We start from the raw sequence: 20,730 nt of genomic DNA, 5'->3' as shown, positions 1-20,730 counted from the left end.
GTTTCCCACGACTCAACTTCAACCGCGCGAAGATGGCGTGAAGATGTTTGAGTGCACTGTCATAACCAGACGTACTAAGTGTTTGTGACGCAATTGGCACATCTGCATATTGGGTGTGTGAAGAGGTAGGGGGTTCTTCGTTGTGTCGCGTTTGGCTCGTTGCGATGGGGCAGTCCCGCCCCGCCGTCCTGCCATGCCGATTCACAACAGAAGGATTCGTGTATGAAGCGACACACGCAACGCTCCGCGCCACCGCGCTCCGCGCGCCTGGCCCTTGCCACTGCCCTGGTGCTGGGCAGCCTGGCCGCCACCGCCCAGGCCCAACAGGCCGATCCACTGGCGGGCATCCAGTGGCACCTGCTCAACACCGGGCAGACGGTCCCGGCCGACACGCTGCCGGTGGCCGGCAACGATCTGAACGTGGATGGCCTGTTCCGCAATGGCATCCGCGGCCAGGGCGTCACCATCGCCATCGTCGATGATGGCCTGCAGATCGCGCATCCGGACCTGGCGGCCAACGTGGCGGCGGTGGCCGGCAAGAACTTCGCCAACGGTTCGAACAACCCCACCCCGACCAACCCGGATGTCGACAACCACGGCACCATGGTCGGTGGCATCGCCGGCGCGGTAGGTGCCAACAACCTGGGCGTGCGCGGCGTGGCGCCGGCGGCGACCCTGAAGGGCTTCAACCCGATTTCGCGCTCAGCGCTGGGCAACCAGCAGAGCAACATCGAGTACGCCTGGTGGGACGGCGCAGAATCGGCCGACGTGGAGGTGTTCAACAACAGCTGGGGCGCCGGCCCAGGCAATCCCAACCTGCCGCTGGCGTACAGCGAGAACACGATTCGTTCGTACGAGCAGGCGCTGTCGGGCACGCGCGGTGGCCGCGGCGGCATCTACGTGAAGTCGGCCGGCAACAACTTCAACAATGCTTCGATCAGCCAGACCCAGGATGTCTGCACCACGGACACCAAGAACCGCAACACCGGCTGCGTGCCGGCCGGCCGCGATCCGCGCAACAACCTGTTCAACGTGATCACCGTAGGCGCGGTGCGCGCCGATGGCGTGCGCTCGTCGTACTCCTCCACCGGCTCGGCCCTGTGGGTGTCGGCCTTTGGCGGCGAGTACGGCCTGCAGGCGCAGTACGCCCCCGGCCTGGTGGCACGCGCGTACGACCCGGCCATCGTCACCACCGACGTGACCGGGTGCGCGCAGGGCAGCAACAAGAACACCAATCGCCAGAACACCCTGGACAGCAACCTGTCGGCCATCGACAGCACCTGCAACTACACCGCCAAGATGAACGGCACCTCGGCGTCGGCGCCGATGGTCTCGGGCGTGGCGGCACTGGTGCTGGAAGCCAACCCGAACCTGTCCTATCGCGATGTGAAGTACATCCTGGCCACCACCGCCACCCGCAACCACCCGAACCAGCCGGCGGTGACGCTGGCCGATGGGCGCACGCTGGTTCCGGGCTGGACGGTGAATGCAGCCAACCGTGCCTACAGCAACTGGTACGGCTTCGGTGTGGTCAACGCTGCGCGTGCAGTGCAGGTCGCCGAGAACTTCCAGTCGCTGGGACCACTGGTCGACAGCGGCTGGCGCAACACGACGCGTACCGTGGCCATCGGCAACACCTCGGCTGCCGCCGCACGCCTGACCTTCCAGTTGGCCAACGGCGCGCGCAACATTGAAAGCGTGCAGCTGGGCTTCCGGGTCAACCACCGCAACACGCGCCAGCTGCAGTTCGTGCTGGTGTCGCCCAGCGGCACCCGCAGCGTGGTGCAACCGGCGTTCACCGCGATCGGTTCGGGCACGGGGGGCGCGCAGAGCAACTTCACCAGTTGGGACCTGCTGTCCAGCAATGCCTTCCTGGATGAGAATGCCAGCGGCACCTGGACGCTGGAAGTCACCGACATGGGGCAGGCCGCGACCGCTGCATCGCGCGGCAACCTCGAATTCTTCAAGATCCGCGTTCTGGGGCACTGATGATGAAGACGACCATTCTGTTGAGCACGCTCGCCTTCGCGGCGATGACCTCCGCTGCCTGGGCACAGAGCTCGGGGCAGACTCCTCCGGCCAGGACCCTGTCGACCGTGGATGCGCAGGAACTGAAGGCGTCCGCTACCGGCCGCTCGTTCGATGTGGGCGGCACGCGCTTCCAGCTGTCACCCTCGACCACCGTGAAGCAGGCCAGCGGCGGCCAGTTCACGATCACCCCGCAGGCGGCGGCGACCACCAGCTCGCGTACCAAGCGTTCGCTGGATAGTGCAGCGGCCGCGCCTGCTGATGCAGGTGCCGGCAAGTTCGCGGCGGCGGTCTCCCGTGACGGAGCGCCGGTGGTGGCGACATCGCGGGTCAAGGTGTTCTTCACCGATGCAGCATCGGCCCAGCGCGCGGCAACCGCCACCGGAGGCACCGTTGTGAAGGTGTCGAAGGCTTCGGGCCAGGCCATCGTGGAGTACCCGTCGGTGAACGCGGCGCTGGATGCGACCACCAAGCTGCTGTCCACCGCCGGTATCCGCGCCACCGAGCCGGACGTGGTGCAGTGGGAAGAGACCAAGTAAGGCGTTGAGTGGTGCCCCTGGCCGGTTGGCTCTCCTGGCCGGCCGGGGGATTGATGTGTGGGGGTGTGCCGACCAAGGTCGACACCCACCGCGGTAGAGGTGGTGTCAGCGGGCGGCGAGTGTGTCGCTGTGCGCGAGGTGGCAGCTGGCCAGTGCGTCGTTGCCGGCGGCCGGGTGGTCGGGCTCGAGCAGCAGGCGCTGCACGTCGGAGAACAGCTTTTCCACCGGCATGCCGTACGGCGCGAACAGGCGCAGGCGGCCCTGACGGTCGAACACGTAGCCACCGGCGATGTGGCTCATGGTGTAGGTATCCGGTACCGGGCCGGGCTCTTTCTCGTAGAACGCCTTGAAGTCGCTGGCCATCGCTGCCAGCTGCGCTTCGTTGCCGACCAGCGCGATCGCCTTGGGGTCGAATGCTTCCACATAGGTGCGCGCGACCTCCGGCGTGTCGCGGGCCGGGTCGACGCTGACGAACACCACCTGCAGCTGGTCGGCATCCTTGCCCATCAGGTGCTTGACCTGGCTCAGCTCGACCATCGTGGTCGGGCACACGTCCGGGCAGCGGGTGAAGCCGAAGAACAGATAGGTCACCTGCCCCTGCAGGTCCTTCGGGCCGCGCACGGTGCCGTGGCTGTCGGGCATCGACCACTGCTGGCCGAGCTCCTCGCAGGCGATGTCCTTCGCGTAGAAGTCCATGCGCGACTGCGCACTGCAGCCGGCCAGCAGGCCGAGCAGCAGGCCTGCGGCCAGGCGCAGGCCACGATGGGGGAACGCAATGCCTTTCACGGTTGGCAGGCTCAGTTGATCATCATGTGGTAGTGCATGCTCCAGATGATCCAGACCGACAGTGCGACGACGATGAACAGGATCACCAGGGTGAACACGAAGCTGGCCAGGTTCCAGCCACCCTCGGACTTGCGGTCCATGTGCAGGAAATAGACCAGCTGCACCAGGATCTGCGCCACCGCGAAACCGACCAGCAGGAACAGCGTGAGCGGCCGCGACAGCACCGGATTCATCACCAGCGCGAACGGCACCACGGTCAGCAGCGCGCACAGCACGAAGCCGATCAGGTAGGACTTGGTGGAGCCGTGCGCATTGCCGGCGCGCGAGGTTTCGACGTGGGCCATGTCAGAAGGCTCCGATCAGGTAGACGAAGGTGAAGACGCAGATCCACACCAGGTCCAGGAAGTGCCAGAACAGGCTCAGGCACGACACGCGGGTGATGTTGGTCGGGGTCAGGCCGCGACGGTAGACCTGGTGCATGACCACGGCCATCCAGATCAGGCCGCTGGCCACGTGCAGGCCGTGGGTGGCGACCAGCGCGAAGAACGCCGACAGGTAGGCACTGGTGCTCGGGCCGGCGCCTTCGTGGATCAGGTGCGAGAACTCGTAGATCTCCATGCCAATGAACGAGGCACCGAGCACGAAGGTCACGCCCAGCCAGCGCAGCACCGAGGAGGCATCGTGACGATGCATCGCCAGCACGGCCTGGCCGTAGGTGATGCTGGAGACCAGCAGCAGGAAGGTCTCGGCCATCACGAACGGCAGCGAGAACAGCTCCTTGCCGGTGGGGCCGCCAGCGTAGGCGGTGCTGAGCACCGCGTACGAGGCGAACAGCGAACCGAACAGCACCAGGTCGGACATGAGGTAGACCCACATGCCGAACACCTTCATGCCGCCCTGCTCGTGGCCATGGTCGTGTTCGTGGTGGTCCTCGTGCGCCTGCGTGTCGCTGGCCAGGTCCGGGCGGGTCAACAGGTTCATGCGCGTACCTCCTTCAGCTTGGCAAGGTTGGCCGCTTCGGTGCGCGCCACCTCTTCGGAACTGACGTAGTAGTCCACGTCCTCGTCGTAGGACCGCACGATCAGGGTGACGATCATCGCGATGAAGCTGGCCGCGGCCATCCACCAGATGTGCCAGACCAGGGCGAAGCACAGCACCAGGATCCAGATGTTGAGGATCAGCGGCACGCCGGTGTTCTTCGGCATGTGGATCGGCGCGTACTTCTTCGGCGGCGGCAGCAGGCCGCGCTTCTTCGCTTCGTGGAAGGCATCCAGTTCGTCGGCCTTGGGCACTACGGCGAAGTTGTAGAACGGTGGCGGCGACGGCGTGGCCCATTCCAGCGTGCGTGCGTTCCACGGGTCGCCGGTCAGGTCCAGGTTGCGCTTGCGGTCACGCACGCTCACGTAGATCTGCACCAGCATCAGGATGATGCCCGCGAACACGAACAGTGCACCGATGAAGGCGGCGATCAGGTACGGCGTCCACGCCGGGTTGTCGTACTGGTTCATGCGGCGGGTCATGCCCATGAAGCCGAGCATGTACAGCGGCATGAAGGCCAGGTAGAAGCCGATCACCCAGCAGGCGAACGACCACTTGCCCAGGCGCTCGTTGAGGGTGAAGCCGAACACCTTCGGGAACCAGTAGGCGAAGCCGGCCAGGTAGCCGAACAGCGCGCCGCCAATGATGGTGTTGTGGAAGTGCGCGACCAGGAACAGGCTGTTGTGCAGCAGGAAGTCCGCGCCCGGGATGGCCAGCAGCACGCCGGTCATGCCACCGATGGTGAAGGTGACCAGGAAGGCGATGGTCCACAGCATCGGCACGCTGAACTCGACGCGGCCACCGTACATGGTGAACAGCCAGGTGAAGATCTTCACGCCGGTAGGAATGGCGATGATCATCGTCATGATGCCGAAGAAGGCATTGACGCTGGCACCGGAGCCCATGGTGAAGAAGTGGTGCAGCCAGACGATGAACGACAGGATGCCGATCGCCAGCGTGGCGCCCACCATCGACTTGTAGCCGAACAGCTTCTTGCGCGCGAAGGTGGCAGTCACTTCAGAGAAGATGCCGAATGCCGGCAGCACCAGGATGTACACCTCCGGATGGCCCCAGGCCCACACCAGGTTCACGTACATCATCGGGTTGCCACCCAACGTGTTGGTGTAGAAGTTGAAGTCCAGGTAGCGGTCCAGGGTGAGCGCACCCAGCGCCACGGTCAGGATCGGGAAGGCGGCGATGATGATCACGCTGGTGACCAGCACGGTCCAGGTGAACACCGGCATCTTCATCAGGGTCATGCCCGGCGCACGCATGCGCAGGATGGTGATGAACAGGTTGACGCCGGTCAGCAATGTGCCGATGCCCGAAGCCTGCAACGCCCAGATGTAGTAATCGACACCGACCCCGGGACTGAACTCGATGCCCGACAGCGGCGGATAGGCCACCCAGCCGGTCATGGCGAATTCGCCAACACCGAGCGAGATCATCATCAGCGCAGCGCCGACCACGAAGATCCAGAAGCTGAAGGCGTTGAGGAACGGGAACGCCATGTCGCGCGCACCGATCTGCAGCGGCACGATGATGTTCATCAGGCCGACCACGAACGGGGTGGCCACGAAGAAGATCATGATCACGCCGTGCGCGGTGAAGATCTGGTCGTAGTGCTCCGGTGGCAGGAAGCCGTCACTGCCCGGGCCAGCCGCGGCCAGCTGCGCGCGCATCATCAGCGCATCGGCGAAGCCACGCACCAGCATGACCAGCGCCACCACCACGTACATGATGCCGATCTTCTTGTGGTCCACGGTAGTGAACCAGTCACGCCAGAGCGGGCCCCACAGCTTGAAGTACGTCACCGCGCCGAGCAGCGCGAGGCCGCCCAGCACCATGGCCGCCAGTGTGACCACGACGATCGGCTCGTGCAGCGGCACGGCCTCCCACGTCAATTTACCCAACATGTTCGTTACTCCTGGGAAACCTGTGCACCACCGGCAGCACCCGCCGGGGTAGCAGCAGCAGTGTTCTCACCGACGCCGATGAATTGGTCGATGACCTTCTTGAACAGCAGCGGTTCGACGCTGGAAAAGTGCTGCACCGGTGCGTTCTTCGACGGTGCGGCCAGCGCCTTGAACTGCGTGAAGCTCAGTGCGTCGGGCGCGCTGCGCACCTCGGCCACCCAGCGCTCGAACTCCTCGTTGCTGCTGGCGGTGGCGATGAACTTCATGTTCGAGAAGCCATGCCCGCTGTAGTTGCCGGACATGCCACGGAACTGGCCGGGCTCGTTGGCGATCAGGTGCAGCTGCGTGCGCATGCCGGCCATCGCGTAGATCTGCCCGCCCAGCTGCGGGATGAAGAAGGTGTTCATCGTCGAGTTGGAGGTGATGTTGAACGCCAGCGGGCGGTTGGCCGGGAAGTTGAGCTGGTTGACCGTGGCGATGCCCAGGTCCGGGTACACGAACACCCACTTCCAGTCGGTGGCGATCACGTCCACGTGCAGCGGCTCACCGGCCACGTCCAGCGGCTTGTACGGGTCCAGCTCGTGGGTCGACTTCCACACGATCACCGCCAGGCCGGCAATGATCAGCAGCGGCACGCCCCAGACCACGATCTCCACCTTGGTGGAGTGCGACCAGTCCGGCATGTATTTCGCTTTGGTGTTGCCGGCGCGGAAGCGCCAGGCAAATACGAAGGTCAGCACGATGGCCGGTATCACCACGATCAGCATCAGGCCGATGCAGATCAGGATCAGGTCGCGCTGGGCGAGCCCGACCATGCCCTTCGAATCCAGCAGCACCCAGTCACAGCCTGACAGGCCGACGCAGGCCAGGGCGACCAGCGCCAGGCGGATGCGGTTCCAGCAGATATTCATTGGAGGTCAACCCTGTTGAAGAAGCGCGCTTGACCGGCTCGCCTGCGCGCAGCGCCCGGGCGTGGAGCGGCTACACTGTGGGTACGAGGCCGCCTACAAGAAGGCGAACCACTCCAATCAAGCCCATACAAGATACATCATTGTATGGAATTGTGCATCTGCACGTATGGAAAAAACTGACCGATGACGCCACCTGCCGCCGGCCGCCGCCTGAAACACCCCAATCGCACCTGGGTTCGCCCCTTCCGCGAGGGCGCCGGCCCGCTGTACCTGCAGATTGCCCAGCAGGTGCGCGATGCGGTGGATGACGGCGTGCTGCGCCCGGGTGACCGCCTGCCGCCGCAGCGCGACCTGGCCCAGCAGGTGGGCGTGGACCTGACCACGGTCACCCGTGCCTTCGCCGAGCTGCGCCAGGCCGGCCTGCTGGATGCGCACGGCGCTGGCGGTACCTTCATCGCGCTGTCGGCTGGCAACCGCAGCACCTCGGTCGACCTGAGCATGAACATCCCGCCGCTGCTGGGCAGCGCGCCGTTCGCACAGGGCATGGAGGCCGGCTTCCAGCACGTGGGCCAGCAGCTGGGCCAAGGCGAACTGATGAGCTACCACGTCGGCGCCGGCACCCGCGAGGACCGCGCCGCCGCCGTGCAGTGGCTGGCGCCGATGCTGGGCACGGTCGGCGCCGACCAGGTGGTGATCTGCCCCGGCGCGCAGACCGCGCTGTGCGCGCTGATCCTTGCCCGCACCCAGCCGGGCGAGCTGATCGCCGCCGAGCAGCTGACCTACCCGGGCCTGCTGGCCGCCGCGCGCGTGCTGCAGCGGGGCGTGGTGCCGGTGGCGATGGACGCCGAAGGCATGCTGCCTGAAGCGCTGGAAGAGGCCTGCCAGCTGCGTCGCCCGCGCCTGCTGTACCTGGTGCCGACCATCCAGAACCCGACCACGGCGACGATGTCAGCACAGCGCCGGCAGGCGCTGCTGGCGGTCGCGAAGCGCCACGATCTGACCGTGATCGAAGACGATCCCTACTGGTTGCTGGCCGGGGACGCCGAGCAGCCGCTGGCCGCACACCGCGATGCGGGCTGTCCGGTCTATTACATCTCCACCCTGTCCAAGTGCCTGGCCCCGGGCCTGCGCACCGCCTACTTGGTGGTGCCGGCCGGCGAGCCGATGGAACCGGTGCTGGACGCCCTGCGCGCGATCGCGCTGATGCCGACCCAGTCGATGGTGGCGGTGGCTTCGCAGTGGATCCGCAGCGGCCAGGCCCAGGACATGGTGCAGCGCTTCCAGCAGGAGCTGCGCGAGCGCCAGGCCATTGCCGCGCAGTACCTGCCGTCCCGCGCGCGGGCGCACCCGGCCGGCCTGCACGTGTGGCTGCCGCTGCCGCCGCGGCTGGACCAATACCGGCTGATCCAGGCCGCCCAGGAGCAGGGGCTGGGCATCGCCAGCTCCGATGCCTTCAGTGTGGAAGAGCCGCCGCCGGGCAATGCGATCCGCTTGTCGCTGGGCGGCGCGGTCGACCAGGGCGCACTGGCCGGGGCGCTGGCCAAACTGAACGAGATCCTGTCCGAGGCCCCCGAGGCCCGGCACAGCGCCATCGTCTGAACGCCGTGCATGGCGCGATATCCATACAAGATGATATTTTGTATGTAATGTATGGATGAAGGGACGTGCCTCGATGCGGGCCGAGAAACTGAAGTTCCACCTGGTGATGGCCGGGTGTGGCGGCTTTGTCGTGTTGATGCTGGCCGCCCTGGCCTGGGTCTGCCTGCAGCCGCAGACCGTGGATGTGCAGGCCGCCGAACGCCACGCCATCGAGCAATGCATGCAGCGCAGCGAGGATCCGTCCCGCAGTGAGATCCAGCGCCGCGCGCAGGCCGATTCCTGCCGCGAGATGCGCAAGCAGTACGTGCACAAGTTCGGCGGGGAAGATTCCTGATGGGCGCAGGTGCGCCGCGTCGCCGCTGGCTGCTGCCGACGATGATCGCCCTCGCCTGCCTGTTCATGGCCGGCGTCGCGGCTGCGCTGTGGCAGTACTTCGGCTACAGCGCGCAATCCACGTTCACCGAACAGGCCATCGTCTTCGATGATTCGCAGCTGCGCCTGCCAGCCGATCTGGCCGGGGATACCGGCCGCATCCGCGTGGTGCATTTCTGGGACCCGGCCTGCGGCGTGTGCAACCGCGAGACCGGTGCGCACCTGAGCTACCTGATCAGCATGTACCGCCGCGCCGGCATCGATTTCTATGCGATCCGCCGCCCGGGCACCCAGGGCGAACTGCCCGAGCCGCTGCGCAACAAGGTGATCAACCTGCCGACCATCGGCGGCATCGAGCACATTCCGGCCAGCCCTGCTGTCGCGATCTGGGATCGCCAGGGCCATCTAGCCTACGCCGGTCCGTACAGCATCGGCATGGTCTGCAACTCGGCCAACAGCTTCGTCGAACCGCTGCTGGACAGACTGGTGCGCGGCGAAACCGTGCGCCCGAAAGGACTGCTTGCCGTGGGCTGCTACTGCCCCTGGCAGGCCAAGCGCTGAGGACGCGCAATGACATCACTGACGCTGGCCGGTGCGGGCGCCGCAAACAACAACGGCGGTCACCTGTCCGAACCGACCGATGGTTATGGACAGGCTCCCGCCGTTGGAAGCAACGATACGCCCCGACATGCTCCGTACATGCCGCGACCGGATGTCGCAGCCCGCGAATGGGTGCAGGACGTGCTCGCGCACAACGGGCCGATCTACCTGCGCATCGTCAATTCGCTGGAACGCACGGTGCGCCGCGGTGGTCTTGCGCCGGGCCAGCGCCTGCCCTCGCAGCGCGCGTTGGCGCAGCAGCTCGGCGTCGACCTGACCACGGTGACGCGGGCGTTCGATGAAGCACGCAAGCGCGGCCTGATCGAGGCGCGTGGACCACAGGGCAGTTTCATCGCACCGCCCAAGGCTGGCTTCGACCAGGTGGTGGACCTGAGCATGAACGTGCCGCCGGTGCCCGATGCCGATGCGCTGGCCGAGACCCTGCGCCGCGGTGCCGCCGCCGTGCTTGCACGCAGCAACGCACCTAACCTGATGACCTATCACCTGGGTGGTGGCAACCCCACTGATCGCCATGCAGCAGCGCGCTGGCTGCAGCCGATGCTGGGCACCGTGGATGACAACTGCCTGCTGCTGACCGAAGGCGCGCAGGTGGCGTTGGCCGCCATCCTGGTCAGCCAGGGCCGCGATGGCGACGCAATCCTGTGTGACACGCTGGTCTACCCGGGCCTGCTGCAGGCCGCGAGGGCCCTCGGCCGGCGGCTTGTACCGGTGGAAGGCGACGAACACGGCATGTGCCCCGAGGCGCTGGCCCGGCACGCGCGCAACGGCGGCGCGCGGCTGGTCTATCTCAACCCCACCTGCCAGAACCCAACCGCGCTGACCCTGTCGTTGCAGCGGCGCGAAGCGCTGGCGCGTGTGCTGGAATGCGAAGGCCTGCTGGCGATCGAAGACGATCCGTACTGGCACCTCGCCGAAGAGGCGCCGGTACCACTGGCAACGCTGGCACCGCGTCATGTGTTCCATGTGGCGACGTTGTCGAAGGTGATCAGCCCCGGTCTGCGCACCGCCTTCGTGCAATGCCCGAGCGCCGCGCACGCCGAGGCGATGGCATCGGCCCTGCGGGCCACCCGGTTGATGGGGCATCCGCTGGTGTCGGCGCTGGCCAGCCAGCTGCTGCTGGATGGTTCGGCGCAGTCACTGCTGGCCCAGGTGCGTACCGAGGCGCGCGAACGCATGCGCATGGCGCGCTACCTGCTCGCGCCGTCGCTGCTGCAGCGTGCCGGGGGCCTGCATGCCTGGTGCCGGGTGCCGGCGCCGTGGACCGACGCCACGCTGGTGCGTACCGCGCAGCTGCAGGGACTGGCCATCGCACCGTCATCGGCGTTCTGCCCGCCCGGGGTGCTGCAACAGAACGGCGTGCGGCTGTCGCTGGGGCTGGCGGCGGATCGCCGGCAGCTGGAAAGTGCGCTGCGGCGGATTGATCGGTTGTTGTTGTCGGATGCCTTGCCGGCGATCGAGCGCTAGGCGGGGAGCCTCCACGCCATGCGTGGTTGGAATGTGCCAACCAAGGTTGGCACCTACCAAAGCAGGGTCAGGCCAGGGCGAAGAGCGCCTTCACCAGCGCATCCATCTGCGCCGGCCGGGTGAACACCGACGGTGTCACCCGCACGCAGGCGCCGGAGTCCAAGCCGTCGCGATGGGTGGTGAACACGCGATGCTCGTCCAGCAGGCGCTTCTGCAGCGCGACATTGTCAGCCGCGCTGGTGCGCCCGCGCAGGCGGAAGCTGGCCAATGCACTCGCCAGCGCCGGGTCCGGCGAAGACAGCACTTCGATATGCGCCATCTGCCGCGCCGGCAGCGTCCAGCGCTCACGCAGGTAGCGCAGGCGCGCCTGCTTGTTGGCCACGCCGATGCGCTGGTGCAGGGCAATGGCTTCCGGCAGTGCCAGGTAGGCGGCGAAGTTGACCGTACCGGTGTGCACGCGGCTGCCCACGCGGCCGTCGTCGGTCTCACCCATGTACGGGTCAAGGTCCGCAACGCGGCCCCTGCGCACATACATCGCGCCGACACCGACCGGCGCCCCGATCCATTTGTGCAGGTTGATGCCGACGAAGTCAGCCTTCAGCTGCGGCACCACGTAGTCGATCTGGCCAAACCCATGCGCGGCATCAACGATCACATCGATGCCGCGCGCACGCGCACGCTCGGCGATTTCCGCCACCGGCAACACCAGCCCATGGCGGTGGCTGACCTGGGTCAGCAGCACCAGTTTCAGGCGCGGAAGCCGCGCGAATGCGTCCTCATACGCCTGCAGGATCTGTGCGTGGTCCGGCACCGCCGGCAACGCGATGCGCTCCACCTGCACGCCACGACGCTGTTGCAGCCAGCGCATCGCGCCGATCATGCTGTCGTAGTCGATGTCGGCGTAGAGCACCTGTTCGCCAGGCTGCAGGCGGTTGTAGCCGCCGATCAGGGCCAGCATCGCTTCGGTGGCGCCACGGGTCAGTGCGATCTCGTCGGCGCCCACGCCCAGCAACCCGGCCACCTGCCGCTGCACCGCCATGTACTGCGCCGGAAACTCGCGGCGGCCATACCATGCGTTGCCACGGTTCACCTCGGCGGTGTGGCGCTGGTAGCTGGCCAACGTCTCGCGGCCCATTGCACCCCAGTAGCCGTTCTCCAGGTGGTTCACTTCGTCGGTGATGTCGAAGTGACTGGCCACGGCGGTCCAGTAGCCTTCATCGCGGGCCAGCACGTCCGGCGCCACGGTCGTTGCGGGAATCTGCATGGGCGCAGCGTAACGCGTGGCGGCCGTGGAGGGCAGTGAAGACAGTGCAGCGGCGGCCGGCAGCAGCGTGCCGGCGCGCAGCAGGTTACGGCGGCGGCTGTCCATCAGAAGGTCAGCCGGTACTGCGCGTACACATTTGCACCATCGGTGTCGTACGGCGCGTTGCGCGAGTAGACCAGGCCGCGGCTGGCCTGGAAGACCGCCTCATCCGGATAGCGGTCGAGCACGTTGTCGGCACCCACGCGCAGGCTGTGGTGCCCGTTGATGCGATAGCCGACGGCCAGGTCGAGGAAGCTCATCGCACCGAAACGCTGGTAGATATCGCCCGTTGCATTGCCGCTGGAGTCGGTCCAGGCACCGTAGTAGCGCATGCGCGCCATCAGCGACCAGGCACCGATGTCCCAGCTGCCGGTCAGGCTGCCCTTGTGCTCGGGCAGGCGGTCTTCGAACAGCACGCGCTGGGTTTCGTTGGTGGCCACCGAGGTGCTGCCGTTGTCCACCCGGGTGCGGTTGTAGTTGTAGGCCAGGGTCAGCGTCATGCGAGCCGCGCCGAGATCGCGAAGGTAGTTGCCGACCACGTCCACGCCGGTGGTGGTGGTATCGAAGTCGTTGGTGAAATAGTTCACCGAGGTATAGCCCAGCGGATTCGGTGTGCCGGCCGGAATGGCGAAGCTGGCCGACTGGCTGAAGCGGTCGGTGAGCTTGATCTGGTAGACATCCACCGAGCCGGACAGGCCCAGGTCGGTGCGCCAGGTCAGGCCCAGCGACGCGGTACGCGATTCCTCCGGTTTCAGTGGCCTGGCACCGAGCAGCTGCGCCAGCGGATCGTTCGGCGACAGGCGGCCACTGGTGAAGATCTGCAGCGTGCGCGTGTCCAGGCCCTGGGTGGTGCTGGTGGTGTTGAGCTGCGCCGGGGTCGGTGCACGGAAGCCGGTGGACACGGTACCGCGCAGGGCTACGTCCGGGGTAATCGCGAAACGCGCCGAGAGCTTGCCGTCCAGCGTGCTGCCAAAGCTGGAGAAGTCCTCGTAGCGGCTGGCCGCGCCGATGCTCCAGCGCTCGCCCAGCGGCACTTCCATATCCACGTAGGCGGCCTTGCTGCGCTGGCTCCACTGCCCGGCCTGGCTGGCCGAGAAGCCAGGCGCGCCGTTGGAGTTGGCCTCCAGGCCTGCCGCTGCGCCCGGGCCCACCGCGTACGAGGCCGGATCACCGGCACGTACCTGGTAGGTCTCCTGGCGGAACTCGCCACCGAAGGCGACGTTGATCGGCTTGGACAGCGCGCCCGCGTCCCACTCGTAGGTGAAGTCGGCGTTGGCGTTCTTCTCGGTGTGGGTCAGGCGGCCGAGATCGAATGCGGTCGGGCTGGCCGGGCCGAGCGAGGCGTTGATCGAGTTCTTCAGGCTGTAGTCGATCGCGTTGCGCCCGTACGAGGCGCTGACATCCCAGCGCAGCTTCGGGGTGATCTCGCCACGCAGGCCACCGACCAGTTGCAGGTCGTTCTGGACGTTGCCGTACTGCGGGCTGAAACCCACCGGATAGATCGAACGCAGGTTCCAGCCGGGGAAGATCGCCGTGGTGCGGTAGGCACCGGTGGTGGTGTCCGGGTTGCGCCAGTTGAAATCGCTGACACCATCGCTGTGGCTGTACAGGCCAAAGGCATAGAGCTCCAGCGTGTCGCTGGCGTTGGCCTTCACATTGAAGCCGACGCGGCGGCTTTCCAGTTCCGGCTGGCCCCAGCGCTGTACCGGGTTGGGCACGTCCAGATCCGGATGCGCGGCCTGGAAGGCGATCGCATCCGGGCGCTGGCGGGTGCGCGAGGTGGCGTCGGAATTGGACGATTCGGCGAACAGCACCAGGCTGCCGTAGTCACCCAACGACCAGCCGGTGCGCGCACTGAAATCGCGCGACGCGCCATCGCCCTGCGCATACTGCGAATAGCCGGCAGTGATCTCGGTACCGGGGCCATCCTCGAGAATGATGTTGATGACGCCGGCGATGGCGTCCGAGCCGTACTGCGCCGAGGCACCATCGCGCAGCACTTCGATGCGCTTGATCGCACTGGTCGGCATCTGCGCCAGGTCGGCCGCCTGCGCACCGCGGTTGCCGAGCAGCGCGCTGCGATGGAAGCGGCGACCGTTGACCAGCACCAGGGTCTGGTCCGGCGACAGGCCACGCAGCGTCGCCGGGCGCACGAACACCTGGCCGTCCGCCATCGGCAGGCGCTGTACCACGAATGACGGCACCAGCTGTGCCAGCACGTCCTTCAGATCGGTCGACTCGACGGACTTGATGTCTTCCTTGGTGAACACGTCCACCGGCGCCAGCGTTTCGAACTGGGTGCGGTTGGAGGCGCGGGTGCCGGTGACCAGCATCGCGTCGAGCTGGGTGGGCGCCGCACGGCTGCTGCCCGCGGCATCGACCGCATCGGCCTCCGCTGCGATCGCGCCTCCTGCGCTGGCCATGGAAAGGGCAAGGAGGATGGAACGCGAAAGCTTCGAACGATGCACGGCAGGGCTCCGGGAGGACGCGACAGGGCCAGCACCTGTGCGGATACACCAGGCGTGGACAAGGCGCGCAGTCTCGGCGCGATCTGTGAAGGAGGCATGACGTCGGTGCGACAGCTTGATGCGGCACTGGCGCAAGAACTGCTAAACGCCGCGCCTGCCGATCCGCTACTGTGCCGCCATTGGATCCGGGGACGGCAGGATGAGCGCGGCGGGCAAGGCGTTGTGGTACATCGAAACCCATGCGGACCAGCCCCTGGCGCTGGCCGATATTGCCGCTGCGGCCGGCCTGTCGCCGTTTCATCTGTCACGCCTGTTCCAGGCCCGCACCGGCACCTCGGTGGTGCGCTACCTGCGCGGGCGCCGCCTGACCGCTGCTGCGCAGCGGTTGGCCAACGGCGCCGGCGACATCCTGCAGGTGGCGCTGGGGGCCGGCTACACCACCCATGCCGCCTTTACCCGGGCCTTCAGCGAACTGTTCGGGCAGACACCGGAACGGGTACGCGAACAGGGCACCGATGGGCTGGCGCTGGTGCAGGCGATCCGGCTGGACGAGGCCCCGTCAGCCTGCATTGAAGCCCCCCGGCTGCTCGATACGCCAGCGTTCCAGGTGGCAGGCGTCGGCATGCGGCATACCCGCGACAGCAGCGGCGCCATTCCGGGCCAATGGGCCCAGCTCAACCGCGAGTGGCCGACGCCGGCACCGGTCAGCTTCGGCGTGTGCTGCAACAGTGATGACGATGGCGGCTTCGACTACATCGCGGCACTGCCGGCACGCACGGTACCGAACGTGCCTGCGCACTGGCAACGCGTGGACATCCCGGTGCGTCGCTACCTGGTGGCCTGGCACGGCGGTCATATCTCGACCATCCGCTCGACCTGGTTCTGGCTGCTGGATCATTATCTCCCTGCGTCCAACCTGAGCCTTGCCGATGCGCCGGACCTGGAGCGCTACGACGCCCGGTTCGACGAGCACACCGGCCAGGGCGGCGTGGAAATCTGGCTGCCGATCGAAGAACGTCCCCACTGACAAGGAGTTGAAGATGCGCATGACCGCTGCTGTGCTGGGAGGAATGCTGCTGGCGTTCGCGAGCGTCGGCGCCGCCCGCGAAAGCGGCGTCGCCGGCGAGCGCCACGGCACGACGACGCTGGCCAGCGCCGCCGTGCGCGACGCAGGGCACCGCAACGCGCTGCGCTACACGGTCTGGTATCCGGCCCCGGCCGGCAGCCGCGAAACCGCGCTGACCATCGGTCCACCCGACGCGCCGCTGTTCGACGTCGGCCGGTCGGCCAAGGATGCGCCGGTCGCGGGTGATCGCCTGCCGACCCTGCTGCTCTCGCATGGCAACGGCGGCAGCGCGCGCATGATGGGCTGGCTGGGCACGGCGCTGGCGCGGGCCGGGTATCTGGTGATTGCGGTGGATCATCCAGGCAACAACGGCGTTGACACCATGACCCTGCCCGGCAGCCTTCTGACCTGGTTGCGCGCCGATGACCTGCATGCTGCACTGGCGGCCGTGCAGGCTGATCCGGTGCTGGGCCCGCATGTCGATCCTGAGCGCCTGGGGGTCGCCGGCTTCTCGGCCGGTGGCTACACCGCGCTGCTGGCAGCCGGTGCGCGACCGGACCTGCAGCGATTGCGGGACTTCTGCACCGCACATCCGGATGACGGCGTCTGCCGGCCCCAACAGGAGGCGGCAACACACACGATGGAGGCACGCGTTGCCGCTGCGGCGTCGCCCGAGCTGTCGCCATGGATGTCCCACGCCAACGACGCACGCGCCATTCCCGGCGTGCGCGCGGTGTTCCTGCTGGCGCCGGCAATCGTGCAGGCCTTTGCGCCCGAGCAGCTCTCCTCGCTGAAACAGCCGGTGTCGATCGTGCTGGCCCAGGCGGACACGGTCGCGCCACCACAGACCAATGGCGAGGCTGCGCGTGCGGTGATTGCGGGCGCTGCGCTGCAGGTGCTGCCCGGTGTCGGCCATTACGATTTCCTCGCCGCATGCACCCCGACTGGACAGCAGCGGCTGCAGGACCTGTGCAGCACGTCGGTGCCGAAGGCGCAGACCCACGCGCAGGCAGCGGACGCGGCAATACGGTTCTTCAACCATTCGCTGCGCTAGTGGCCGCCGGGCATGGCCCGGCGCTACAGTGGGCGCGTCCACGGAGGATCGATCATGCGCCTGCTCCACCTCACTCTGCCGGTATCCGACGTCGCTTCCGTGGCCACATATTTCCACGATGTGCTGCAGCAGCGCGTGGTCGGCAACCATGTGCACATCGGCTGGAGCACGATCGAACTGCAGCCGGCGGGAGGTCACCCCGTCGGTGGCGTGCACCTGGCCTTCAACGTACCGGACAACCGCTTCGGCGAGGCGATGGCCTGGTTGCGCGAACGTACCCCGCTGCAACGTAATCCTGAGGGCCTGGATTACTTTGCGCTGGAGAGCAGCTGGCAGTCGCAGTCGGTGTACTTCACCGGTCCCGATGGCCTGATCCTCGAGTTGATCGGCCGGCGCCGTCTGCCAGACAGCACGCGCGCAGGCGCCTTCCATGGCAGCGAGCTGGCGTGCCTGAGCGAGGTCGGCCTGCCCAGCCACGATGTCGATGCGGTGCGCGAACAGTCCAGCCAGCGCTTCGGCCTGCAACCGATCAGCCCGCCTTCGCCGCAGTTCGCGCCGATGGGCGACGACGAGGGCCTGCTGATCGTGGTTGCGGCGGATCGACGGTGGTTCCCTGAGCAGAAAGACCTGCCCAATGCGCAGGGCGTGCAGCTGCAGGTGGGTGATGTGAGCGGTAGCGGCGAACTGCGTGATGCCACGCTGGGCTGGCGGGTGTGGGCGGCCTGAGCCACCGGCTGTCCGAAGCGCCGCCGCCGCCGCTGCGACCACCACCACCGGACCCGCCGCCGGAACTGCTCGAGGACGAGCTAGACGACGAGGTGCTGGACGAGGAACGGTAGCCTTGGGACGACCCTCGCTTCAGGGCAACGACCGAATCCCCTGTGCGCCAATCCGCTGGCAACAGGTTGCGTGCGGATGAATCTTCCGACGGCGGCAGCTGCTCGCCATCGATCAGCGCCACCAGCAGCTTGCTGCCGTCCAGCATGCCCTGGTCCAGGTCTCCCTCGCGCAGGCGCGGCACGCTGTGCATCCTGCGAAACGGCATCCGTGGATGTCCTCCCCCATGAACGGAAAAAGCCGGCCGGATCGCTCCGGCCGGCCTCCTTTACCACACGCCTGTTCACACGCAGCGGTCAACGGCCCATGGCCACTCGCTGCTGCTCGTCCTGCACGTGTTGCTGCGAAGGCTCGTGCTTGGCCAGCATTGCAGCGCTGGTCTCCTGCAGGCTCGGTGCCGTCTGGGTCATGTCCACCGCAGTACGGAAGCCGGGGACGGTGCCCATGACGAAGGCCTTGCCATCCTGCAGGGTGACGCTCTGCAGCTTTTCCGGCGAATCGATGCCGGCGGCCTTGGCCTGGGCGGTCACATGCGCGCTCATCTCGTTGCAGATCATGCCCGGCAGGTGGCCACGGATCGCATTGTGCAGTGGCGTATCCGGATGCGCCTTGTCGCCCAGTTGCGGCCCCTTCGGCGACGCCTCGGCGTGGCTGCGGCCTTCGGCCAGCTTGGCCAGCGTCGCCGGACCCGCCACGCCATCGGCGGAGAGCCCGTGCTGCTTCTGGTAGGCGGTCAGTGCGTCCTTGGTATTGGCACCGAATTTGCCATCCTCGCTCAGCCGGTTGCCATGGCCGTCGCGCACGCCCAAGCGGTTGAGTTCCTTCTGCAGTGCAGTCACTTCCTCACCCTTGGCCCCCTGGCGCAGCACACCGTTGTGGTCGGCGTCATGCGAATGGCCACCCTTGCCGGTTTCCTTCAGCTTGCCGTGGTCCCAGAAGTCCTGCGGGCTGAGCAGCTTGCCGTGCGGATCCTTCAACTGGTAATGCACGTGCTGGGCATACTGCCCCGCACCGCCCGGGCCACGCCCACCCATGGTGCCGATCGGCTCGCCCGCCTTGATCGGCTGGCCTTCCTTCACCTGGGTCGACTGCAGGTGCAGGATCTCGTGCGAGTTGCCCTGTGCATCCCTGATCTTCACCGTGCCGTAGTCGCCACCGACGAACGTCACCGTTCCGGAGATCGGTGCGTGGACGGTCGGGTGCTGCAGATTACGGCCGTGCTGGCCGCCGACATAGTTGAAGTCGGTGCCACCGTGCGGCTTGTGCGCGCGGTGTTCGCCGAACTCACCGGTAACGTGCGGCTTGACTCCGTTCTGCGGGGGCAGCATCACCTGCATCGTCTGCTCGAAGGTGCGGGTCTGGCCTTCGGCATGCGCCGCTGCCGGCTTGGCCTGCGTGTGCGTGGCCGCAGCTACGGCGGGGGCCGCGTGGCTGCCATGGGACTGGCCGTGGGTCAGTCCCAGGCGCTGCTCCACGAACCGCTCGTACTTGTCCACATACGGCATCACCTTCTTTTCAGACAGGTTGAGGCCACCGTAATCGCGGGTCGGGCCGTCGTGGTGGTACTTGTAGATGTACTCCTCACCCTGGCCGCGCTTGTGCGCCAGCGTGCGGTTATCGATGTAATGGTCAACCAGTGCATCGGACTGTGCGCCGACGTCGAAGCGGTTGCGGTTGTTGAGGTGGTAGTGGTTGCCGGTCTTGTCGATGAACTGGCCCAGGCCCGAGGCCGATGTGGTGCCAGCGGCGGCATCGGGGTTGAAGCCAGATTCAACGCGGGCGATGGCCAGTACGTGCGCCGTTTCGCGTGGGGTCAGGCCCTTCTCGCGCGCCGACTCGATGATCGTGTCGATCACCCGTGACTGCACTTCCGGGGTCGCATCGCCCCACCGGCGGGAGTTGCCATGCAGGCGGCCGTCGCTCTGGTCGATCGGCTCCCGGTAGTGGCTCCACGGTTTGATGCGGTCACTGCTGTAGGCCGCCCCGCGGGGCTGGACCATGTCCTGGTAGATGTCTGCCATGTCTGTGCTATCCATTCTATGAAAAGGGGGATTTCCTTAAGGGGTACTGCTCCTGGTACTTCTGGTACTGCGGTACTGCAGTACTGCGTTCACAGCGCGCGTGCGACGTCCTGCCGCTGCGCTCAGTCTTCGATGTAGTTCACCTCCGGGTGCTTGATGCCGAGCGAGTCGATCAACTTCTCGTACTCGTCGTTGTTGGGCTCCTGCTCCTCGCCTTCCGCGCCGCGCAGCGGCGGTGTGCTGTGGGTCAACTGGCGGCCACTGGCGTCGTACAGGTAGTACCACTCGCAGAAGCTGCAGCCGAATGGCAGTTCACCGTACTGCACGACGAAGTACGGCGTGCCGCTGCGGTCCTGCACGCAGGCCAGGCCAACGGCGGTATAGCCGTCCATCTCCTTGGGCGCAGCAATGGCCTGGCGTGCGCCGTCCTTTTCGATTTCCAGCGTGGTCAGCCGGGAAGCGTCCGTGTCTTGTGTGGGCTGGGCCGCCAGGTGCAGGCGGGTGCCTTGGCAATCGATATGCATGCCGGTCTCGTCGCGCGTAAGAGAGGTGGGAAGGTCCGCAACGGCAGCCGCAGGTGCGGCCGGCGCCGCTGCCGGGTGAGTGGAAGCGGGGGGCGCCGCCGGTGCAGCCGCCTCAGGGCCGCTGCAGGCAGCAAGCATCAGGGCCAGCACGGGGGCAACGGGAGACAGACGCATGCGGTGCTC

The 20,730-nt window shown here is 66.8% G+C and carries 18 protein-coding genes; 9 read left to right on the top strand and 9 right to left on the bottom strand.

Features of this window, described 5'->3' with window-relative positions; translation table 11 throughout:
• Positions 1-222 precede the first annotated feature (222 nt).
• Positions 223-1,989, top strand: a complete 1,767-nt coding sequence (locus tag V3B30_RS08410) for a S8 family serine peptidase (protein WP_100474371.1) — start codon at positions 223-225, stop codon at positions 1,987-1,989.
• Complete coding sequence (locus tag V3B30_RS08405) at positions 1,989-2,567, top strand: DNA breaking-rejoining protein (protein WP_315973640.1); 579 nt, start codon at positions 1,989-1,991, stop codon at positions 2,565-2,567. Before V3B30_RS08410 ends, V3B30_RS08405 begins: the two co-directional genes overlap by 1 nt.
• A 105-nt stretch (positions 2,568-2,672) precedes the next feature.
• Here V3B30_RS08405 and V3B30_RS08400 read toward each other — a convergent pair whose 3' ends face one another.
• From V3B30_RS08400 to cyoA, 5 genes are read right to left on the bottom strand one after another with little or no spacing between them, the layout of a single operon-like run.
• Positions 2,673-3,353 carry an SCO family protein gene (locus V3B30_RS08400; RefSeq protein WP_262084299.1) on the bottom strand — a complete coding sequence of 227 codons (681 nt, stop codon included), beginning with the start codon at positions 3,351-3,353 and terminating at the stop codon, positions 2,673-2,675.
• 11 nt (positions 3,354-3,364) lie between these two features.
• Positions 3,365-3,697, bottom strand: coding sequence for a cytochrome o ubiquinol oxidase subunit IV (cyoD, locus tag V3B30_RS08395; protein WP_006399830.1), 333 nt, complete (start codon positions 3,695-3,697; stop codon positions 3,365-3,367).
• Between the two features lies 1 nt (position 3,698).
• Positions 3,699-4,334 carry a cytochrome o ubiquinol oxidase subunit III gene (gene cyoC, locus V3B30_RS08390; RefSeq protein ID WP_262084298.1) on the bottom strand — a complete coding sequence of 212 codons (636 nt, stop codon included), beginning with the start codon at positions 4,332-4,334 and terminating at the stop codon, positions 3,699-3,701.
• Complete coding sequence (gene cyoB / locus V3B30_RS08385) at positions 4,331-6,307, bottom strand: cytochrome o ubiquinol oxidase subunit I (RefSeq protein ID WP_262084297.1); 1,977 nt, start codon at positions 6,305-6,307, stop codon at positions 4,331-4,333. The genes cyoC and cyoB overlap by 4 nt, the downstream gene beginning before the upstream one ends.
• Before the next feature lie 5 nt (positions 6,308-6,312).
• Positions 6,313-7,218, bottom strand: coding sequence for a ubiquinol oxidase subunit II (cyoA, locus tag V3B30_RS08380; RefSeq protein ID WP_262084296.1), 906 nt, complete (start codon positions 7,216-7,218; stop codon positions 6,313-6,315).
• Between the two features lie 183 nt (positions 7,219-7,401).
• Between cyoA and V3B30_RS08375 the strand changes: the two genes are divergently transcribed.
• From V3B30_RS08375 to V3B30_RS08360, 4 genes are read left to right on the top strand one after another with little or no spacing between them, the layout of a single operon-like run.
• Positions 7,402-8,817, top strand: a complete 1,416-nt coding sequence (locus V3B30_RS08375; protein WP_262084295.1) for a PLP-dependent aminotransferase family protein — start codon at positions 7,402-7,404, stop codon at positions 8,815-8,817.
• Between the two features lie 55 nt (positions 8,818-8,872).
• The gene (locus V3B30_RS08370) at positions 8,873-9,151 is read left to right on the top strand and encodes a hypothetical protein (protein ID WP_238381630.1); all 279 of its coding nucleotides are present in this window, start codon (positions 8,873-8,875) and stop codon (positions 9,149-9,151) included.
• A complete protein-coding gene (locus V3B30_RS08365; protein ID WP_262084294.1) occupies positions 9,151-9,750 on the top strand; it encodes a DUF6436 domain-containing protein in 600 nt (199 codons plus the stop codon). Before V3B30_RS08370 ends, V3B30_RS08365 begins: the two co-directional genes overlap by 1 nt.
• A 9-nt stretch (positions 9,751-9,759) precedes the next feature.
• Positions 9,760-11,274, top strand: a complete 1,515-nt coding sequence (locus tag V3B30_RS08360; protein ID WP_262084293.1) for a PLP-dependent aminotransferase family protein — start codon at positions 9,760-9,762, stop codon at positions 11,272-11,274.
• A 67-nt stretch (positions 11,275-11,341) separates the two neighbouring features.
• On the opposite strand, the gene V3B30_RS08355 is transcribed toward V3B30_RS08360, so the two are convergent.
• Both V3B30_RS08355 and V3B30_RS08350 read right to left on the bottom strand, forming a co-directional pair.
• Positions 11,342-12,643: an aminotransferase class V-fold PLP-dependent enzyme gene (locus V3B30_RS08355; protein ID WP_262084292.1), complete on the bottom strand. Its 1,302-nt coding sequence runs from the start codon at positions 12,641-12,643 to the stop codon at positions 11,342-11,344.
• Entirely contained in the window at positions 12,643-15,045 is a 2,403-nt protein-coding gene (locus V3B30_RS08350) for a TonB-dependent receptor (RefSeq protein ID WP_262084291.1), read from the bottom strand. The genes V3B30_RS08355 and V3B30_RS08350 overlap by 1 nt, the downstream gene beginning before the upstream one ends.
• A gap of 199 nt (positions 15,046-15,244) precedes the next feature.
• On the opposite strand from V3B30_RS08350, the gene V3B30_RS08345 reads away from it, so the two are divergent.
• Genes V3B30_RS08345 through V3B30_RS08335 form a run of 3 tightly spaced genes read left to right on the top strand, consistent with a single transcriptional unit; the run spans position 15,245 to position 17,891 of the window.
• Positions 15,245-16,072 (top strand): AraC family transcriptional regulator, encoded by an 828-nt coding sequence (locus V3B30_RS08345; protein ID WP_262084290.1) that lies wholly within the window; start codon positions 15,245-15,247, stop codon positions 16,070-16,072.
• Positions 16,073-16,085: 13 nt separating this feature from the next.
• On the top strand, positions 16,086-17,165 hold the full coding sequence (locus V3B30_RS08340; protein ID WP_262084289.1) for an alpha/beta hydrolase: 1,080 nt from the start codon (positions 16,086-16,088) through the stop codon (positions 17,163-17,165).
• A 54-nt stretch (positions 17,166-17,219) separates the two neighbouring features.
• A complete protein-coding gene (locus V3B30_RS08335) occupies positions 17,220-17,891 on the top strand; it encodes a VOC family protein (RefSeq protein ID WP_262084288.1) in 672 nt (223 codons plus the stop codon).
• A 407-nt stretch (positions 17,892-18,298) separates the two neighbouring features.
• Here the strand turns inward: V3B30_RS08335 and V3B30_RS08330 are convergent, their stop codons facing one another.
• Together V3B30_RS08330 and V3B30_RS08325 are read right to left on the bottom strand one after the other, a co-directional pair.
• Positions 18,299-20,023 carry a peptidoglycan-binding protein gene (locus V3B30_RS08330; protein WP_262084287.1) on the bottom strand — a complete coding sequence of 575 codons (1,725 nt, stop codon included), beginning with the start codon at positions 20,021-20,023 and terminating at the stop codon, positions 18,299-18,301.
• A 122-nt stretch (positions 20,024-20,145) separates the two neighbouring features.
• On the bottom strand, positions 20,146-20,721 hold the full coding sequence (locus V3B30_RS08325; protein WP_262084286.1) for a hypothetical protein: 576 nt from the start codon (positions 20,719-20,721) through the stop codon (positions 20,146-20,148).
• Between the last annotated feature and the right edge of the window lie 9 nt (positions 20,722-20,730).

This window comes from Stenotrophomonas sp. SMYL41 (assembly GCF_036319965.1).
GTDB classification, from domain to species: domain Bacteria; phylum Pseudomonadota; class Gammaproteobacteria; order Xanthomonadales; family Xanthomonadaceae; genus Stenotrophomonas; species Stenotrophomonas maltophilia_R.
This window is presented reverse-complemented; position numbering and strand designations above follow the sequence as displayed.

Bases quoted from the DNA above. Each gene is read 5' to 3' on its own strand.
- cyoD (WP_006399830.1), bottom strand. From the start codon at position 3,697: ATGGCCCACGTCGAAACCTCGCGCGCCGGCAATGCGCACGGCTCCACC.
- V3B30_RS08330 (WP_262084287.1), bottom strand. From the start codon at position 20,023: ATGGCAGACATCTACCAGGACATGGTCCAGCCCCGCGGGGCGGCCTAC.
- cyoB (WP_262084297.1), bottom strand. From the start codon at position 6,307: ATGTTGGGTAAATTGACGTGGGAGGCCGTGCCGCTGCACGAGCCGATC.
- V3B30_RS08405 (WP_315973640.1), top strand. From the start codon at position 1,989: ATGATGAAGACGACCATTCTGTTGAGCACGCTCGCCTTCGCGGCGATG.
- V3B30_RS08345 (WP_262084290.1), top strand. From the start codon at position 15,245: ATGAGCGCGGCGGGCAAGGCGTTGTGGTACATCGAAACCCATGCGGAC.
- V3B30_RS08365 (WP_262084294.1), top strand. From the start codon at position 9,151: ATGGGCGCAGGTGCGCCGCGTCGCCGCTGGCTGCTGCCGACGATGATC.
- V3B30_RS08335 (WP_262084288.1), top strand. From the start codon at position 17,220: ATGCGCCTGCTCCACCTCACTCTGCCGGTATCCGACGTCGCTTCCGTG.
- V3B30_RS08360 (WP_262084293.1), top strand. From the start codon at position 9,760: ATGACATCACTGACGCTGGCCGGTGCGGGCGCCGCAAACAACAACGGC.
- V3B30_RS08375 (WP_262084295.1), top strand. From the start codon at position 7,402: ATGACGCCACCTGCCGCCGGCCGCCGCCTGAAACACCCCAATCGCACC.
- V3B30_RS08325 (WP_262084286.1), bottom strand. From the start codon at position 20,721: ATGCGTCTGTCTCCCGTTGCCCCCGTGCTGGCCCTGATGCTTGCTGCC.
- V3B30_RS08340 (WP_262084289.1), top strand. From the start codon at position 16,086: ATGCGCATGACCGCTGCTGTGCTGGGAGGAATGCTGCTGGCGTTCGCG.
- V3B30_RS08410 (WP_100474371.1), top strand. From the start codon at position 223: ATGAAGCGACACACGCAACGCTCCGCGCCACCGCGCTCCGCGCGCCTG.
- cyoC (WP_262084298.1), bottom strand. From the start codon at position 4,334: ATGAACCTGTTGACCCGCCCGGACCTGGCCAGCGACACGCAGGCGCAC.
- V3B30_RS08355 (WP_262084292.1), bottom strand. From the start codon at position 12,643: ATGGACAGCCGCCGCCGTAACCTGCTGCGCGCCGGCACGCTGCTGCCG.
- V3B30_RS08370 (WP_238381630.1), top strand. From the start codon at position 8,873: ATGAAGGGACGTGCCTCGATGCGGGCCGAGAAACTGAAGTTCCACCTG.
- cyoA (WP_262084296.1), bottom strand. From the start codon at position 7,218: ATGAATATCTGCTGGAACCGCATCCGCCTGGCGCTGGTCGCCCTGGCC.